Source organism: Pseudoflavonifractor phocaeensis, from assembly GCF_038439875.1.
Classification (GTDB): Bacteria; Bacillota; Clostridia; order Oscillospirales; family Oscillospiraceae; genus Vermiculatibacterium.
The window spans coordinates 188,157-205,858 of the sequence record NZ_JBCDMT010000005.1; the positions used below are offsets into that span (position 1 = coordinate 188,157).

15 protein-coding genes are annotated in these 17,702 nt (G+C 60.4%); 4 read left to right on the plus strand and 11 right to left on the minus strand.

Translation table 11 applies throughout. The features are described 5' to 3' along the window. Nucleotide 1: 1 nt before the first annotated feature. Genes AAEU42_RS10640 through AAEU42_RS10650 form a run of 3 tightly spaced genes read right to left on the minus strand, consistent with a single transcriptional unit; the run spans nucleotide 2 to nucleotide 3,055 of the window. A complete protein-coding gene (locus tag AAEU42_RS10640; protein WP_342233530.1) occupies nucleotides 2-1,345 on the minus strand; it encodes a YjiH family protein in 1,344 nt (447 codons plus the stop codon). A gap of 15 nt (nucleotides 1,346-1,360) precedes the next feature. Next, complete coding sequence (locus AAEU42_RS10645) at nucleotides 1,361-1,861, minus strand: L-2-amino-thiazoline-4-carboxylic acid hydrolase (protein WP_342233531.1); 501 nt, start codon at nucleotides 1,859-1,861, stop codon at nucleotides 1,361-1,363. Between the two features lie 30 nt (nucleotides 1,862-1,891). Continuing rightward, entirely contained in the window at nucleotides 1,892-3,055 is a 1,164-nt protein-coding gene (locus AAEU42_RS10650) for an iron-containing alcohol dehydrogenase (protein WP_342233532.1), read from the minus strand. A gap of 287 nt (nucleotides 3,056-3,342) precedes the next feature. On the opposite strand from AAEU42_RS10650, the gene AAEU42_RS10655 reads away from it, so the two are divergent. Then, nucleotides 3,343-4,206 (plus strand): MerR family transcriptional regulator, encoded by an 864-nt coding sequence (locus AAEU42_RS10655; protein WP_342233533.1) that lies wholly within the window; start codon nucleotides 3,343-3,345, stop codon nucleotides 4,204-4,206. An 85-nt stretch (nucleotides 4,207-4,291) separates the two neighbouring features. Here AAEU42_RS10655 and galE read toward each other — a convergent pair whose 3' ends face one another. Continuing rightward, entirely contained in the window at nucleotides 4,292-5,278 is a 987-nt protein-coding gene (galE, locus tag AAEU42_RS10660; protein ID WP_342233534.1) for a UDP-glucose 4-epimerase GalE, read from the minus strand. Nucleotides 5,279-5,575: 297 nt separating this feature from the next. On the opposite strand from galE, the gene AAEU42_RS10665 reads away from it, so the two are divergent. Both AAEU42_RS10665 and AAEU42_RS10670 read left to right on the plus strand, forming a co-directional pair. After that, nucleotides 5,576-6,943 (plus strand): MATE family efflux transporter, encoded by a 1,368-nt coding sequence (locus AAEU42_RS10665; protein ID WP_342233535.1) that lies wholly within the window; start codon nucleotides 5,576-5,578, stop codon nucleotides 6,941-6,943. Between the two features lie 107 nt (nucleotides 6,944-7,050). Beyond that, complete coding sequence (locus tag AAEU42_RS10670; protein ID WP_342233536.1) at nucleotides 7,051-7,842, plus strand: polysaccharide deacetylase family protein; 792 nt, start codon at nucleotides 7,051-7,053, stop codon at nucleotides 7,840-7,842. 125 nt (nucleotides 7,843-7,967) lie between these two features. Here AAEU42_RS10670 and arcC read toward each other — a convergent pair whose 3' ends face one another. The 6 genes from arcC to AAEU42_RS10700 form a co-directional block, all read right to left on the minus strand. Next, complete coding sequence (gene arcC / locus AAEU42_RS10675) at nucleotides 7,968-8,909, minus strand: carbamate kinase (protein WP_342233537.1); 942 nt, start codon at nucleotides 8,907-8,909, stop codon at nucleotides 7,968-7,970. Between the two features lie 65 nt (nucleotides 8,910-8,974). Beyond that, the gene (locus AAEU42_RS10680) at nucleotides 8,975-10,321 is read right to left on the minus strand and encodes a YjiH family protein (RefSeq protein WP_342233538.1); all 1,347 of its coding nucleotides are present in this window, start codon (nucleotides 10,319-10,321) and stop codon (nucleotides 8,975-8,977) included. Between the two features lie 124 nt (nucleotides 10,322-10,445). Next, the gene (locus AAEU42_RS10685; RefSeq protein ID WP_342233539.1) at nucleotides 10,446-11,684 is read right to left on the minus strand and encodes an agmatine deiminase family protein; all 1,239 of its coding nucleotides are present in this window, start codon (nucleotides 11,682-11,684) and stop codon (nucleotides 10,446-10,448) included. A gap of 37 nt (nucleotides 11,685-11,721) precedes the next feature. Continuing rightward, entirely contained in the window at nucleotides 11,722-13,074 is a 1,353-nt protein-coding gene (locus tag AAEU42_RS10690) for a Na+/H+ antiporter NhaC family protein (protein WP_342233540.1), read from the minus strand. Between the two features lie 69 nt (nucleotides 13,075-13,143). Then, the gene (locus tag AAEU42_RS10695) at nucleotides 13,144-14,277 is read right to left on the minus strand and encodes a Rossmann-fold NAD(P)-binding domain-containing protein (protein ID WP_342233541.1); all 1,134 of its coding nucleotides are present in this window, start codon (nucleotides 14,275-14,277) and stop codon (nucleotides 13,144-13,146) included. A gap of 61 nt (nucleotides 14,278-14,338) precedes the next feature. Beyond that, nucleotides 14,339-14,941: a TetR/AcrR family transcriptional regulator gene (locus tag AAEU42_RS10700; RefSeq protein ID WP_342233542.1), complete on the minus strand. Its 603-nt coding sequence runs from the start codon at nucleotides 14,939-14,941 to the stop codon at nucleotides 14,339-14,341. Nucleotides 14,942-15,383: 442 nt separating this feature from the next. On the opposite strand from AAEU42_RS10700, the gene AAEU42_RS10705 reads away from it, so the two are divergent. Continuing rightward, nucleotides 15,384-16,898 carry a sodium:solute symporter family protein gene (locus AAEU42_RS10705; protein ID WP_342233543.1) on the plus strand — a complete coding sequence of 505 codons (1,515 nt, stop codon included), beginning with the start codon at nucleotides 15,384-15,386 and terminating at the stop codon, nucleotides 16,896-16,898. 111 nt (nucleotides 16,899-17,009) lie between these two features. Here the strand turns inward: AAEU42_RS10705 and AAEU42_RS10710 are convergent, their stop codons facing one another. Then, nucleotides 17,010-17,699 carry a helix-turn-helix transcriptional regulator gene (locus AAEU42_RS10710; RefSeq protein WP_342233544.1) on the minus strand — a complete coding sequence of 230 codons (690 nt, stop codon included), beginning with the start codon at nucleotides 17,697-17,699 and terminating at the stop codon, nucleotides 17,010-17,012. Nucleotides 17,700-17,702 lie beyond the last annotated feature (3 nt).

Here is a 17,702-nt window from a genome sequence, read left to right on the forward strand (position 1 = left end):
CTCAATGGATCAGAAGCCGGGTCAGCAGCCAGATGATGGGCATGGAGAGGACGGTCCGCTCAATAAACACCAGGAAGATTTTGGCCAGGTTGAAGTCCAGCTTGGAGCGGATGATCATGACGCCGATTTCGGACAGGTAGATGATTTGGGCGATGGCCATGCAGAACACGAAGAAGCGGGTGTCGATGGCGGTGATGGCCCCCGCCATGGCCACGGGGAGGAACTGGTCCAGGAAGCCGGTGAGCAGCATGGGCGCGGCCACCGTGGCCTCGGCAAAGCCCATCAGGTTCAGGATGGGGACGAAGGGGGCGGTTAGGATTTGGAAAATGGGGGTGTACTCGTTGACAATCATGCCGGTGGCGGCCACGAACATGACCATGGGCAGCACGTCGAACCAGACGCTTCCCACCGTCTGAACGCCCTTGACCATGAACTTCTTAAAGGTCATGCCGTCGGCCTTCTCCACGGCGCACCGCACCGCCCACTGCATCTTGCCAAGGCCGGTGGGGATCTCCTCCTTGATTTCGGCGGCGCCGTCCACGTACTCGTCCTTCTGCCGGTTGAGGGGGTACACCCGGGGCAGGAGGATGGCGCAGGGGATGACGGCGGCGTAGATGGTGAGCACGGAGGGCAGGAAATAGTCCTCCAGGCCGCACACCCGGGCCAGGATGAAGATAAAGCTGAAGGCGGCGGTGGAGAAGCAGGTCATGATGACGCAGGCTTCCCGCTTGGAGTAGTAGCCGTCCTTATACTGGGTGGAGGTGAGCAGGGCGCCGGTGAGGCTGCTGCCCATCCAGGAGGCGATGCAGTCCAGGGAGGCCCGGCCGGGCAGGGTGAAGAGGGGCTTCATGAGCTTGCGGACCAGGATGCCCACAAAGTCCATGATGCCAAAGTCGGTCAGCAGGCTGATGAGGAAGGAGGTGCCCACCATCAGCGTCAGGATGGTGGAGACGATGTTATAGGCCTCGCCGCCGGTGGCCGGGTTCCAGATACACTCCGGCCCCACCTGGAACAGGTAGCACACCAGATAGACAAGGGCCACAATCCGCACCCCGATGATGACGGGGCTGACATCGAACAGGCTGCGCATGGTCTTATTTTCCGTGATGAATTTGGGCTTGCACACCTTGGCAATGATCGGGAGCGCCGCCGAGATGGCGAACAGCAGAATGGCAAGCTGGTTGACAAAGGGATTCATCCAGCCCTGGATGATGTCGCAGAGGATGGACACGCCCAGGACGAATTTCCCGTTCACCTGCATGGGCACCAGGAACAGGACCGCGCCCAGGAGGGAGGGAATCAAAAACTTCAGGACTTGCGCCGTACTCGCTTTTTTCGTCTCCATTGTCGTCTCTCCTCCTTACTTTTTCAGCCGGAAGGTCAAATCGCAGCAGGGGGCGCCGTCGGCGATGGTGTCCCCCAGGGTGAAGTCCAGCTGGCAGGCCTTGGCGATGTTCCGGTCGCCGTCCATGGCGATGTCGCACAGCTTGCTCACTTCCTCGTCGCTGCAGCCGATTTCCTGCCAGCCCGCCACCAGGGGGCAGTGGTGGAACTGGATGTGCAGCTTGTCCTCCCCGCACTCCACGATTTCCATGTCGAAATACTTCTGGAAATCCTCGTCGGCGAACACCTCGGCAAAGCTGCTCAGGCTGTCGTGTTGGGCCCAGTCCTCGTAGAGCCCCGCGCCCTGGAAACAGCCGCACCGGGAGGTGGCCGCACGGGCAATCTCCTCCCAGTCGGCGCCCCGCTTCTTGGCCTCGTCCAGCAGCAGGTACAGCCATTGGGCCCGGTGGCGCATGGCGCCTCTCACCTTTTCCACGCAGGGCTCCTTGCAGATGGGTTCATTCTTGATTTTGGACATGTTGTTTTCCTCCCTTTTCTGTTTGCTCTCTCAGCGATAGATTTTCTTGCTTTGATAGGCGTCTCGCAGGATGCGGACGTAGTCCTCTGTTTCAATCGGCTTGCGGTTGTCCAGGCTCATGGGGCTCTTGGCGGCCCGGGCGGCCAGCGCCTCAAAGTCGGCCGGGTCCACCTGGGGGAAGCTGGCGAAGGCGGGGATTTTCAACTGGGCAATCAGCTCCTCCACAAAGCGGATGGACCGCTTGGCGTTCTCCCCGTCTCCGGCCCCCGGCTCCGCCGCCCCCAGGCGGTGGGCGATTCGGGCGTAATATGCCTCGTTCCCGGCCCGGTTGAACTCCATCACGTAGGGCAGGAACAGGGAATTGGCCACCCCGTGGGGGATGTGGTAGGCCACGCCCACGGTCTCCGCCACCGCGTGGACGGCCCCCACGTCGGAGTTGATGAAGGCCGCCCCGGCCATGGTGCTGGCCAGCATCATGGCGCTCTGGGCCTCCCGGTCCGAGGGGGTCTCCCAGCAGCGCTTAAGGTTTTGGGCAATCATCTCCATGGCCTGGAGGGCCAGGGCGCTGGAAATGGGGTTCGCCACCGCCGAGGTATAGGCCTCGATGGCGTGGGTCAGCGCGTCCACGCCGCAGGAGGCGACCAGCTTGGGGGGCAGGGTCGTGAGGAGTGCGGGGTCGCACACCGCCACGTCGGGGGAGAGGCTATCCGCGTCCATGATGGTCATCTTATACTGGTCTTGGGTGTTGGTGATGACCGAGACGAAGGTGACCTCGCTGCCCGTGCCCGCCGTGGTGGGGACGCAGATCAGGGGGAGCATCCGCTTGGGGATGGGCACGTCGTCCAGCTCCCGGCAGGACTTTCCGTTGGTCACGATGGCCGCCATGGCCTTGGACTGGTCCATGACGCTTCCCCCGCCCAGGGCCACGATCAGCTCCACCCCCTGCTCCTTACAGAAGGCCGCGCCCCTGTCGCAGTCCACGTCGATGGGCTCGGGCTGGAGCTGGGTGTAGACCTCGCAGGAGACCCCCGCCCCGGCCAGCTGGGTCTGGATGGCGGCTGCCGCCGGGGTTTGGGCCAAAAATGAATCGGTACACAGCATCACCTTTTTGACGCCGAACGACCGGACGGCCTCTCCCAGCTGGTCCAGACACCCATAGCCGGTTATCAGCTTCGTCCGCATGGAAAATCGCATGTGCAGCACTCCTATCCTTTTGTGTCTGACAAAAGTCTACATCATATAGCTGCTATACCGTCAATAGGTTTGTTAAATTTTTCACTTTAACCAAAAAAAGCCGCCGCGCTTTGTGCATTTTCCAAAATCGCAAGGAATAAAAAGGATTTATTTGCCCTTGCGTCTGTCGCCGTCGAAAATTTTGATCAAAACGCCCTTTAAATTTCGTGCCTTTTCAGAAGACAAATGGTATACTAAGTATATGATTCGACAAAAAACGATTTGGCAGAACGGAAGGGGTGGCCCGCATGCCGGCCGAGCTTACAAAGAACGAACTTTTGGTCTCCGGGCGTTTCGCCAAAATATGCGGCGTAAACAAACAGACGCTTCTCTACTACGAAAAGCTGGGGCTCTTCCCGCCCTGTTATCGGGATGAAACCGGGCGGCGCTACTACTCCACGGAGCAGATCGACACCTTCCACGTGATCCTGGCTCTGCGCAAAATCATGTCGCTGACCGAGCTGAAGCGGTATATCCAGACGCGGAAAACGGAGTACTTCTTGGAGCTCTTCGACCACAGCATTCGAAATTTGACCGACCAGATTTCCCATCTGGAAAAGTCCAGGGACATGATGCAAAAAAAGGTGGAGCTGGTCCAGGAGGTCAGAGATATCGACACCTCCATCATTTACATCCAGCATTGCCCCAGGGAGTACCTGAAGGTGAGCTCCAACACCCGGGACGCCTCCGTGGGACCGGGGACCCTTTCGGCGTTGGGCGTCATCATCCAATACCGGGTGGAACACGACCTGTGCCTCGGCCGGGCCATCGGCGGCATCCTCCCGTCGGCCTGGTTGGAGGGGAGCCAAACCACCCGCCATCAGTACTACTACTCGGAGCTGGCCCCCGACGCGCCCCCGGCGGAGGCCTTCATCAAAGCCGAGGGCAACTACATGATCTATTACCACAGGGGCGATTACCACACCACCTATTTGTCCTACCCCAAGCTTCTGGCCTACGCCAAACAGAACCACTTCAAGCTCGGGCCCTACGTCTACGAGGAATCCCTGGTGGACGAGACTGTGGAACTGAACCCGGAACATTACATCACAAAGATTTCCGTCCCCTTTGTGGCGTCCCGGGCCGAATGGCCGGAGGCGGAAGGCAGCTGAGCGCCACCCAAAAGACAAAAGCTGCGGAAAATAAAAAAACGGAGCGTATTTCTCAAGCAGAGAAATACGCTCCGTTTTTACTCTCTTACCGCCCGTAGCCTTCCGGGTGCCCCTGGTGCCAGGTCCAGGCGTCGGCAATGATCTCGGTCAGTCCCCGCTGGGGTACCCAGCCCAGGACCTCCCTGGCCTTCTGGTTGGAGGCGATCAGTACCGAGGGGTCCCCCGCCCGGCGGGGCTCCACCACGGCGGGGATGGGTTTCCCCGTCACCTTCCGGGCGGTGTCGATGATCTCCTTCACGGAGAAGCCGTCGCCGCTGCCCAGGTTGAAGGAGCCGCTCTCGCCGCCCCTGTCCAGGTACTCCAGGGCCAGCAGATGGGCCTGGGCCAGGTCCCGCACGTGGATATAGTCCCGCACGCAGGTGCCGTCGGCGGTGGGGTAGTCCTCCCCGAAGATGCCCACGTGGGGACGCTTGCCCAGGGCGGCCTGGAGGACGATGGGGATAAGGTGGGTCTCGGGGGAGTGGTCCTCCCCGATGTCCACGTCGGTGTTGGCCCCGGCGGCGTTGAAGTAGCGCAGGGCTGCGTAGCGGATGCCGTAGGCCCCGTCGCACCACTTCAGCATCCCCTCAATGGCCAGCTTGGTGGCGCCGTAGGGATTGGTGGGCTCGGTGCGGTCGGTCTCCTCGATGGGCTGCTTCTCCGGTTCGCCATAGGTGGCGGCGGTGGAGGAAAAGACGATCTTGTCCACCTTGTGGTTCTTCATGGCGGTGAGCATGCTCACCGCTCCGGCGACGTTGTTGCCGTAGTATTTGAGGGGGTCGGCGACGCTCTCTCCCACCAGGGAGAAGGCGGCGAAGTTGATGACCCCGTCAATGGGGAACTCAGAGAACAGCCGGTCCAGGAAGGCCCCGTCCCGCACGTCCCCCACCCGGAGCTGGGCCCCCTTCACCGCCTGCCAGTGGCCGGTGCAGAGGTTGTCCGCCACCACCACGTCATAGCCCCGCTCCACCAGCAGGGCCACCATGTGGCTGCCGATATAGCCGGCGCCGCCGGCCACCAAAATGGTCTTCATCAAACAAATCTCCCTTCCGCGAAGAACGCGTGTTTCTTACTCACAGTCGTCATTGCAGGTATAAAGCGCCGTTGTAGTCTATTTTGAAAGCCAGAATCATACCCACGATGTGGTTATTATACCACAGGCACGAAGCGCCGTCGTGGTCTATTTTCAAAATCCAGCATGATAACCACATCGTGGTTATCATACCACATCCGGGCCCCTTTGGCTATCGGGAAAAGGCCCGCCGTCTTGACAAGCCCCCCTGAGGCGTGTTACGCTCAAAACAGAGAAAATGGAAGCGGAGACGAGGCTATGGACAAACAGAAAACACTCATGACGGAGGGGGTCATTTGGAAGATCCTCCTCCGTTTTGCACTGCCCCTTTTGCTGGGGAACCTGTTCCAGCAGCTCTACAACACGGCGGACTCCTTCGTGGTGGGCCGGTTCTGCGGCGACAACGCCCTTGCCGCCGTCAGCTCCTCGGGGAGCCTGTGCCACCTGCTCATCGGCTTTTTCCAGGGGGTCTTCGTGGGGGCCAGCGTCATCATCTCCCGCCGCTACGGCGCCCGGGACAAGGAGGGGGTGGACACCGCCATCCACACCACGGTGGTCTTTTCCCTGGCGGCGGGTATCCTCCTGTCCATCCTGGGCATCTGCTTCACCCCCGCCATCCTGACCTGGATGGGCACGCCGGAGAACGTGATGCCCAACTCCGTCCTCTACTTCCGGGTCTACTGTGCCGGGCTTCTGGCCCTGGTGCTCTACAATACCGCCAACGGCATTTTTCAGGCCTTGGGTGACAGCCGCCACCCTCTCCTCTACCTCATCATCTCCTCGGTGGTCAACGTGGTGCTGGATCTCCTCTTCGTGGCCGTCCTGGGCTGGGGCGTGGCCGGGGCCGCCCTGGCCACAGTGCTGGGGCAGGTCCTCAGCGCCGCCCTGGGCTTCCTCCACCTGATGAGCGGAAAGTTCGTGGTGCGGATCTCTCTGAAAAAGCTCCGGCCGGACCGGGCCGTCCTGGGCCAGGTCCTGCGGCTGGGCCTGCCCAGCGGCGTACAGAACAGCGTCATCGCCATCGCCAACCTGGTGGTGCAGTCCAACATCAACGCCTTCGGGGACACCGCCATGGCGGGCTGCGGCAGCTATTCCAAGGTGGAGGGCTTTGTCTTTCTGCCCATCATGAGCCTCACCCTGGCCATGACCACCTTCGTCAGCCAAAACCTGGGGGCCGGGCGGCCCGACCGGGTCCGGGCGGGGGCCCGGATCGGCATCCTCATGACCACCGGGTTCGCCGAGCTGGTGGGCATCACCTTCTTCCTCCTGGCCCCCACCCTCATCGGCCTCTTCAGCGACTCCCCCCAGGTGGTGGCCTTCGGGATCCGGCAGGCCAGGGTGGAGGCCCTCTTCTACTGCCTGCTGGGCTTTTCCCACGGCGCCGCCTCCATCCTCCGGGGCGCGGGCAAGGCCATGACCCCCATGGCGGTCATGCTGGCGGTGTGGTGCGTCTTCCGCATCTGCTACATCACCCTCATGGTACGCTTCATCCCCGACATCACCGTGGTCTTTACCGCCTACCCCGTCACCTGGGGCATCAGCTCTCTCCTCTTTATCCTGGCCCTGCGGCGGGGCGGCTGGGCGGAATCCGCCGCCCTCCCCGTCGAAAGCGGGCCGGCGGACTGACCGGGCGGTTTTCAGAACCCGGAAAAGCCTTTCCGCCCCTTTCCGTAACATGACCCGTCCCCCTTTGTCATATAGTTTCACTAAGAAAGACAAGGAGGGACCTTATCATGAAACTGTTCCTGCTCAAACGAAAACACGTCACCGTTCTGGCCTGTCTGCTGGCGGCGGCGGTCATGTTCTTCGCGGTGAACCACCCCCTGGTGGTGGGGGCCGCCGCCACAGAACGCCAGTTGCCCATCTACTGCGTCCAGAGGGACCAGAAGATGGTCTCCATCTCCTTCGACGCCGCCTGGGGCAACGAGGACACCCAAGCCCTCATCGACATCCTGGGCAAGTACAACATCAAGGCCACCTTCTTCGTGGTGGGGAGTTGGGTGGACAAATACCCGGAGTCCGTAAAGGCCCTTCACGACGCCGGGCACGAGGTGATGAACCACTCCAACACCCACGCCCACATGTCCCAGCTGTCCAAGGAAGAGATCATCGCCGACGTGGAGGCCTGCAACGACAAAATCGAGGCGGTCACCGGGGTCCGCCCCACCCTCATCCGCCCGCCCTACGGGGAGTATGACGACAACGTCATCACCGCCATCCGCTCCATTGGCATGGAGCCCATCCAGTGGGACGTGGACAGCTTGGACTGGAAGGAGCTGCCCGCCTCGGAGATCACCCAGCGGGTCACCTCCAAGGTCCAGGCCGGCTCCATCGTCCTCTTCCACAACGCGGCCCTCCACACCCCGGAGGCCCTGCCCACCATCCTGGAGACCCTGCTCCAGCAGGGCTACACCTTCGTGCCCATCTCCCAGATCATCCTGCCCCAGCCCTACACCATCGACCACACAGGCCGCCAGCTGCCGGCGGCGCCGTCCACGGCCGCCCCGACCGCATCTGCTCAATAACCTTGCCATACAGATTCCCGGAAACAGCGTGAGCGACCGTGCGGAAACTTAAGCGGAGGGGAGGCACAACTGTGCCTCCCCTCCGCTTTCTCATTCCAGAACCACTCTGATAAAACCCAACCGTCTCAAGCAAATGTGATGACGGTGCCCGTCGTGCCTTTCAAGGCGTCAACCGCATGGTCCAGCGAGGTAATGATCGCCTTCTTTCCCGGGTTGGAGCGCACAAAATTCATACAGGCCTGCACCTTGGGCAGCATACTGCCGGGGGCGAAATGTCCCTCCTGTACGTAGCGGGCGGCTTCCGCCAGGGACATATGCCTCAGATTTTGCTGATTGGGCTTTCCCCAGTGAATGGAGACCATCTCCACCTCGGTAAGGATCATCAGCGCGTCGGTGTCCATCTGCTCCGCCAGGAGCTCGGCGGCATAATCCTTGTCAATGACCGCCTCCACGCCCTCCAGCGTGCCGTCCATATTTTCCACCACCGGGACACCGCCGCCGCCGCAGGTGATCACGATGGTCTTGTCCCAAAGCTGGCGGACCTGGTCGATCTCCACGATTTTTCGGGGAAGCGGAGAGGCGATCACCCGCCGATAGCCCCGGCCGGCGTCTTCCTTCATCACATACCCCTTGCTGGCCGTCAATTCCTCGGCCTCCTCCCGGGTATAGAAGCCGCCGATGGGCTTGGTCGGATTGGCAAAGGCGGGGTCGTCCCGCTCCACCACCATCTGCGTGACGATGCTGACCACGGGGATGTTTTTGTTCCACTTGGCCAGGGCATACCGCAGCGCCTGCTGAATGTGATAACCAATGTAGCCCTGGCTCATGGCGCCGCAGACATCGAAGGGCATGGCGGGCACCACATCCCTGGCGGTCTCTCCGGCCAGCATGATCCGGCCGACCTGGGGGCCGTTGCCGTGGACAATGGCCAACTCGTAGCCGCTGGCGCTGATTTCCGCGATGTACTCGCAGGTCTTTCTGACGACAGCGAGTTGGGCTTCCGCCGTGGGCTCGCTGTTTTTACTTTGCAGGGCGTTGCCGCCCAGGGCAATGACGATTTTAGGCATTTCTTATTCTCCTCGCTGAAATTTGGACATATGCCGCGGCGAAGAAAGCGGCCGCTGACCTCGGATCAGGCAATGCCGAAGAGGTTCGCGCACAGGACTACAATCGGAATACTGATGACGATCCGCTCCAGAAAAACCACGAACATCTGCCAGAGGTTGAAGGGCATTCGGGAGGTCAGGACCAGGGCGCCGATATCGGTGATATAAAGGATCTGCAGGATACAGCAGCAGCCAACCACAAACCTGGTAAATAGGGATGAGAACGCCGAGCCGATCACGACGGGGATAAACTGGTCGGCAAACCCCACCAGAATGGCGGAGCCCGCCTCCATCGCGTCAGGCACGCTGAAGACTTTCAGATACAGCCCCAGGGGGACCCCCAGATAGTCAAAGACAGGGGTATAGTTGGCAACGATCAGCGCGATGGTCCCAAAGGCCATGATGACGGGCATTGTGTTCAGCGTGAGGTCTGCCGCCGTGGTCACGCCTTTTTTCAAGAATTCCAAAAAGCCGGGCGCCGCCTCCGCGCGCTTTAGGGCCTGCCGGTATCCCCACCGCAGGTTGCTCATGTTCCGCGGGGCCTCCTCGTCGACCTGCCTGCCGTTGACCGCGTCATAGGTCTCGGGGATCCCGCGCAGGGGCCACAGCCGGGGCGTAATGACCGCGCAGATGACGCCCGCGGCGACTATGGTCAGATAAAACCTGCCGAACATCGTCCCCAGGCCCAGCATGGCGGCGATCATGGAGCAGAAGCTGATGCTTAAAAGGGAAAAATTACTGCTGATAATGGCGGCCTCCCGCGCGCTGTAAAAGCCGCCCTCATACTGGGAAATGGTTAGGTAAATGCCGCATACGCTGGAGCCGACCCAAGAGGTGACGCAGTCCAGCATGGCCCGCCCCGGCACCTTGAACAGCGGCCGGGAGATGCGTTTAAACAGGGAGCTGAATATGTCCAGCAGGCCGTAATCCGTCATGAGCGGGAGCAGGAGCCCACCCACCAGGTACCACACCGCGCAGCTTGGCAGAATGGTGGTGAGCATGTTTCCGCCCGTGTCCGCCGACCAGACGGCAGCGGGTCCCAGCCTAAAAAACACCAGCAGAGTGATGGCTCCGCCCAGGGTGCGGACCACCAGCCAGAAGAGATTGGGGGAAAACAGCCTGTTCAGCGCCTCGTGGCGGGAGAAAAAGGGGAGGGGGCATATTCTGTGCAGCAGGGAAAGCGCCGCCGACCCCACGGTGAGGATGGTGAGCAGGGGGATCAAAGCTCCGCCCAGGGCGGACTTGAGCCCATTGGCGATAATGCCGACAACGATTTCCGACTCGCCCCGGTAATTGACCGGGACGAGAAAAAGGATGATGCCGATGAGGGAAGGGATCATCAGCTTTAAAACCGTTTTTGTTTTTGAGCTCATCGCTTATCTCCTCCGAAAGGCGCCGCGCGCCTGCGCATCCACCCGGCGCGCCGCTTCAGCCCGGCGGCCGCGCCTGCCGCCGGGCTACGGCCGCTGCCGCTCCTGCCATTGTCCCCCAGGGGCGTTACTTTTGGATGTTCTTGGTGGCGCAGTGGATGCCGCCGCCCCTGATGTTCAGTGCCATGGAATAGACCGGAACGATCTTCCGATCCGGATAGGCGGTCTGCAGGGCGGACATGGCCTCCTGGTCCCTCTTGCGGATGGCCTCGGACTTTCCCTCTCTCCAGTAGCACTGGGCGATGACGACCTTGTTGCAGACCAGATAATTGATGTAGCTCATGGCCGGCTGCATGATGATCTCCCCCTCAGGCATCGGGGTGCCGTCGTCCAGAAGGGGCGCCTCGTTCTCGGCAAACCGCTTGCCCCAGGTCCTGTTCGTCCAATCGTCGGGCGTGGTGACGATATATTCGGGGATGGGGGCGGGGATCCGAATGATCTTCAGGGGGTTCCCCTCGGCGTCGGTCTCGTTTTTGAGCACCTCGTAAGCCATGTCGCAGCGCTCCTTGGTGATGCGGGCCGACTCCAGGGCCGCCGCTTCCTCCTCGTCGACGTCGAGCAGGAGAACGGTATTTCGGTCTACGAAGCGGGCCAGCTCGTCAATATGGCCGTTGGCGGAGCCGGAGCGGTAGACGGGCTTTCCATCCACGTAGTCCAGCACGCCGATGGTGGAGGCCTCTTCCTCCCAATGGCAGAGAGGGAGCCAGATGATCTTTTTCAGGTTGAATACCCGCTTGAACTCGGCTTCGACCTCTTCCTTCGTCATGCCGCCGTTGCGTTTTCTGACCTCGGTGTCCTCAATGGCCATCATGACCCCGGCGCCGTTGAACTCTTTGTCGCCGCCCTCGGAGATCAGGCAGGACTCCAGGATGTCATAGCAGCCCATCTCAATGGCCATATGAGGCGCGTATTTTTTGCACATGGTGGACATTTCGCTGTCCTCTTCCCCCATGCCGTACATGTCGAAGCGGAAGTGGACCAGCCGCGTCTCGCCCTTGTCGTTCTTCATGATATCGGGGCCGTAATCACGGGCCCAGTGCATCATGTCGGGCATTTGGGTAATGATGACGTCGTTCAGGTCGATGCCGCCCTCCGTCAGGATCTCGCGGCAGCGGTCATAGGTCCCCGGCCAGCCGCAGTTGATGATGACCTTTTCCACCTGGCCGATGAGGTTTTTGACGACTTCGTGCATCACGGCCTCGGTATACATCCCCTTTACGGGCTCGATGATGCGGGGCCAGCCGATGATAACGGCCTCCTGCTCCTCAAACTCGCCGGCGTATCGGAACGTATTTTTATCACTCACAGCAAATCCAACCTTTCATTTTCAATTATGGTGCCGATCAAAGGATCACAAACCCCATGATCAGATAAATAACGGCGGTCAGTCCGCCGGCGATCAGCGCGTAGGGACGTTCACTCTTCATCAGGTCCACGGGGTTGGAGTTCAGCTCCTCGCCGATAAACATGACCAGCGCGCCGCGGGGGCTGAGCACCGTGCCGAAGGTGGCGGCGGAAAACAGGACCGCGGAGAGGAGGAAGGGGCTGATGCCCATTTCGGTGGCAATGGGCAGGCAGGCGGCCATAAACATGGAGGTGGCGGGCCAGAACATCCCCGTCAGAGTCCCGATCGCCGTGGCGGACACAAAGAAGAAGAGCAGGACCGCGCCGGGCACCAGGGTGCTGGCAATGACCTGCACCAGCTCCGGGAAGCCAATCAGCTTCAGCACCGCGGTGAAGGTAAAACCGAACATGAGGTAAACCGTGGGGCGGAAGGTGGAAAACATGCCCTTCCAAAGGCTGTCCATAAATTCACCGAAGCTCATGAGGCCTCTGGCCAGGAACCACACCATTTCAAAGGCGATCACAAGGAGGCAGGCCACCGCCAAATCGCCGTTGTTCCAGATGCCGATGGCCAGAAGCACCGCCAGAGGGACCACGAAATCAAAGGGCTTGACCTTGCCCTCTTCCTTGGCGTCCGCATCCTCCACACCATAGACGGAAAAATCATAGGTCCCGTCCTTGACCTGCTGCATGGCCTTTTTGACGCTGCCGAAGCCGGGGACGATCCCCAAGGCAAAGAGGACGATGATCAAGGTGAGAATGATAGGGAAGAACATAAACGGCATGACCTTCGTGACAAAGTCCAAGGTGCCGTTGTTGGTAAACCCGGAGCTCTCCATCAGCTGCACGAAATAGACCGACCACGTGGCCATGGGAATCCAGCTGACCAGAGGAATACACAGGGAGAGGATCATCATCCCCACCGTCTCGACCGGCAGCCGGTTTTTGTGCCCGATGGACTTGCCGTAGGAATCCAGGACCGCGGCCTTCAGGAATTCGTCCGCATAGACCACGATACCCAGAAGGATGATGGAAATCAAGGACTTTTTATCGTTGTTGGCAAACTTCCGGGTGACCCAGTTGGTAAAGGCCTTGGTGGCTCCGGAATCAAAAAGGATCTGGGTCACGGGGCCGATGGCCAGCGTGAAAATGATGACCCACATGTTTCCGGGAGAACTGCTGGTGTCGGCCAGGAAATTGTAGAACAGCACGGGGATGTTCCAGTCGCCGTTCAGAAAGGAGTAGATGACGATCCCGACAACAACGCCCAGAACGCAGGATTCGAACGCCCGTTTTGTCTTCATGATGACAACAAAGGCAACCACAATGGGAATGAGGCTTAATAAGTACATATTGGCTCCTCCTTCATATCTCTCGGGCCCTCCGCGGCAAAACCGCCGCGCGCCGGCTGCCGCCTGCGCTTATCCCTCGGCGTCGTTGCCCATAACGGCATAGGTCACGGCCTTGATGGTGTGCTGCCGGTTCTCAGCCTCGCGGAAAATGTACTCGGCGTTGGCCTCGAACACCTCGTCCGTGACCTCAAAGCCTTTCTCCAGGAACTTTTTAAGCTCGGGATCGCTGATGGAGTCCACCAGCTTTCTCGCGCCGCTGTGGTCGGCGTTGTGGGTGGCGGGCAGCATGTGGATGAAGATGGCGTCCGGGTTTTCCGTCCGCTCCATCAGCTCCCGGTTGACCTGATAGTCCTTGTATTTGACGATGCCGGGCAGCCAGGTGATGGCCTTGTTGGTAAAGAAGCCCCAATTCTCGGTGGACACCACATCCGCGCCCTTGATCTCGTTCACGTCCTCCGTCTCGGTGAAGGTGCATTGAGGGTTGTACTTCGCGTACAGCTCCCGGACAAACTTTTTCTGCTCCTCCGGCATGGCGCCGGACCAGCCGTCGATCCGGGTGCCCTTGGGAACCTCTTTATAGAAGGTCTCCTGCTCCTCCTTGGTGAGCCGGGAGACGGCCTCCTCCAAAGACATAAAGGAAGTGATAAATTTGAAGTTCATACCGAACATGGCGCAGGCCACCGCGTAAGAAAACGCGCAGCAGGCGCCGCCCCGGCCGATGTAGACAAAGGTCTTTCCCTTGTACCCCTCCCGGCCGTAGACTTCATCCAGCGTCATGAAGTCGGCCAGCATTTGGGTGGGGTGCTCATGCATCGTGTAGCCGTTGATGATGGGAATAGTGGAATACTCGGCCATCTTCAGCAGCTGCTCGTGCTCCATCCCCCGGTAGGCGATGACGTCGTACATCGCGGAAAACACCCGCATGGAATCCTTGATCGTCTCCTTGGTCCCAAAGTGGGAGTTGGAAAGGTAAGTAGTGCCCATGCCCAGGTCGGGCGCGGCGGTCTCGAACGAGCACCTCGTCCGGGTAGACTCCATCTCGAACAGCAGGAGCATATTTTTGCCGATGTTCTTTTTCTGGTCAATACCCGCCTTTTTCTCCCGCTTCAGCTGGATGGACAGGTCCAGGAGATATCTGAGCTCCTCAGGCGTAAAGTCCTCCAGCGTCAAAAAGTGTTTTCCCTTCAGCGAACCGTTTTTCATACCATTCTCTCCTTCTCCACAAACATACAAGAATGTATGTTATAGGCAAAATTTTAACCCTTCATTTTAGGGTGTTTAACAAAAAATCAACATAGGTTTCAATTTCTTCTTCCGAAATAAACTGACCCTTTTTGTCGGAATAATGAACTGTGTTGAACGTATCAAAGCCCAGCAGATACGTATAGAGGGTAAGCGCCAGAAAACCGGCGGGCCTGTCGGTTCTGAACTCCCCCTGCGCCTGTCCTCTGCCGATCTCTTCCTCAATGATCTTTAAAAAGTGGTTATCCAGCTTGGCCTGCCGCTCCTTAAGATCCGTCAGCTCCTCGCTGGCCTCTACCTTGTAACGAATAATGGTCACGTAGGGGTTCAGGGCGTTTTTCTTCTGCAAGTTCAGAAGGAGAAAGCCCCGCAGCGTGGAATAGGCCGAGTCTTCATGCGGATAACGCCCATAGATATCCACATAGAACTTCTCGTACCGGTTCACGATCTCGTCCAAAATTTCTTTCTTGCTTTTAAAGCTCCAATAAAACGCACCTCTGGTGAGGCCCACGTTTTTCACGATGTCCTCCAGCGTGGTCTTGGAATACCCTTTGTTCAAAAATATTTCGACCGCGGAATCGATCAACATCTCCCGCGTCTCTTTTGAATTATGCTGCCTAGCCATACTCTTATCTCCTTACTGTTGAGCATAGTTTATCCGCATTGAAAACCGTTGTCAAGATATTAAACATACATGAATGTATTTTTATTGATTCTCCCTATTTTTTTGTTTTGGTTTTTGTCTATTTTGCATACTCCATTTTACATCAAATTTCCTTCCAAACTCAACGCATGGATGGATTCCTTTCTCTCGGCTTCCTGGCTCTTTCCGCCCGCACCGGCGCCATCAACGCTCAAGCCCCGCCGCTCCGCGGCTTCGACAAACCCTCAGGGCCCCAGGGCAGTCATCACGGAGTTGGGGGTGATGTGCTTCGGGGAGGAGCGGACCGGCTTTGACATGGGCCTCTCCCGCGCCGTGGAGGCCCGTCCCCGGAGGAAGTGGTGCTGAAGATCTCCTTGACAAAGTGGGTCCGGCGCGTATCATGATCTAGGAGGGGGCGCGTACAATGACAGCGCTGAATTATCTCGGTGTCATCCTGGTCCTGCTGCTCATCATCGGGGTGGGCGTCCGCTCCGGCCGCAAGGTGAAGTCGGCGGACGACTTCGCCACCGGCGGGGGCCGGTCCGGGCCCTGGATGATCTGCGGCACCATCATGGGGGCCCTGGTCTCCAGCCAGGCCAGCATCGGCACGGCCCAGCTGGCCTTCCATTTCGGGGCAGCGGCCTGGTGGTTCACTCTGGGCTCCGGCCTGGGGTGCCTCATCCTGGCCCTGGGCTACGCGGGCCCCCTGCGCCGCAGCGGCCACACCACCCTGATGGGGGTCATCGACCAGGAGTACGGCCACACGGTGGAATACGCCGGTTCCGTCCTCAGCTCCATCGGCATCTTTATTTCCGTTCTGGCCCAGGTGGTGGCCTGCACCGGGCTTATCACCGTGATCTTCCCCCTGTCCCTCCCAGCGGCGGCCGCCCTGTCGGCGCTCCTCATGGCGGTCTACGTGGTCTTCGGCGGGGCCTGGGGCGCCGGGATCGGCGGCATCGTCAAACTGGTGCTCCTCTACATGGCCTGTATCGCGGCCCTGGCGGCGGTCCTGTTCCTCTCCGGGGGCCCCGGCGGGCTGTGGGCAGGCCTCCAGTCCGCCCTCATCGGGACGGCCCAGGGCACGGCGGCGGGGATCGAGACCGTGTCCGACCTGACCGCCCGGTACGCCAGCCTGATTGCCCGGGGGGCCGCAAAAGACATCGGCTCGGGGCTCTCCCTCCTGCTGGGGGTGCTCTCCACCCAGACCTACGCCCAGGCCGTCTGGTCCGGCAGCAGTGACCGCGCCGCCCGGCGGGGGGCCCTGCTGGCCGCCGGGCTTATCCCCCCTGTGGGGGCCGCCGGGATCGCCGTGGGCGTTTTTATGCGGGCCCACTACATCACCCAGGCCGAGGCCGACGCCCTGTTGGCCGCGGGGCAGGCCATGCCTCAGGGGATGGGGGTCCTGGCCTCCACCATCCAGGTCTTTCCCACCTTTGTGGTCAACCATCTTCCCGTCCTGTTCGCCGGGATCGTGCTGGGCACCCTTCTCATCACCGTAGTGGGCGGCGGAGCCGGCCTCTCCCTGGGCGTGGCCACTATCCTGGTCAACGACATCTTCCAGAAGATATCCACCCGGTTCCGTTCCGCCGCGGCCAACCTGGCCGCCACCCGGGGGACCATTCTGGCCGTGCTGGCGGTCTCGGCGGTCATCGCCTGCGTGGTGCCCTCGGCCACCATCAACGACTTCGGGTTCCTGTCCATGGGCCTGCGGGGGGCCGTGGTTTTCGTCCCCCTCAGCTGCGCCCTGTTCCTCCCCGGGCGGATGGACCGCCGGTTTGCCCTGCTGTGCACCCTGGGAGGGCCTCTGGGTGTCCTGCTGGGGCAGCTTTTGGGCTCCCCCGTGGACCCGCTCTTCATCGGGATGGGCATTGCCCTTCTCACCGCCTGCCTGGGCTGTGCCCTGGGGCGGAAAAAGGCCCCCCTTTCCCAGTGGCCCTGACCCGCTCCCCCGCCGCCAATCTGGCCGGCGGACCAATTTCAACGCAACACAAAAAAACAAGGCGTCCATGGACGGCAGATCTGCCGTCCATGGACGCCTTTTGCCGCGGCCTCACTCCGCCGCTTTTTCCGCCTCGTCATCCTCCCCGCAGCCCTTGCTGCGGATGATGTCCAGATGGTGATACAGCTGATATTTGGTGATCTTGAAGGTCTCGCAGACCCGGTCTCCCGCTTTTTTGATGCGGAATACCCCCTTGCTCTCCAAAAAGTCCAGGGACCGGGCCAGCTCTTCCTTGTTCATGTCCCCGGGCGCCCGCCCGATGAGGTGGGTGCATTGAAGCATATAGTGGTCCAGCAGTTCGTCCACGTTTTGGACAAACAGCTCGTTCATGTCCCGCTCGCTGCCGTAGCGGGTGAGGCCGTGGAGCACCTTCTCCGCCTGGCAGAGCTGGGTGATGTCCTGATTGATGCACAAGGAGCCGAAGATCCTGCCCTCCCCGTCCCGCAGCAGAGCGGTGGAGGAGCGGATGATCCTGCCGTCCGGCCCGGTGGTGATGTAATTGTAGAGCCCGTCGCCCAGCTGGTCAGACTCATTGCTCAAGGTCTCCAGGCCGCTGGTGGTGATGGAGGAGCCCACCTTCCGGCCGGTGACCTGGCCGTTTTCGATGGCGACCACGCTGTTTTCATAGCCCTGGCTGAAGTCGTGGAGCACTACCTCACACTCGGGGCCGAAGTGCTCGGCCATGGACTTGAGGATGCTCTTGATGTTGTCGAGGGAAAAGGAATGTTCAAGCTCGGCCATCAG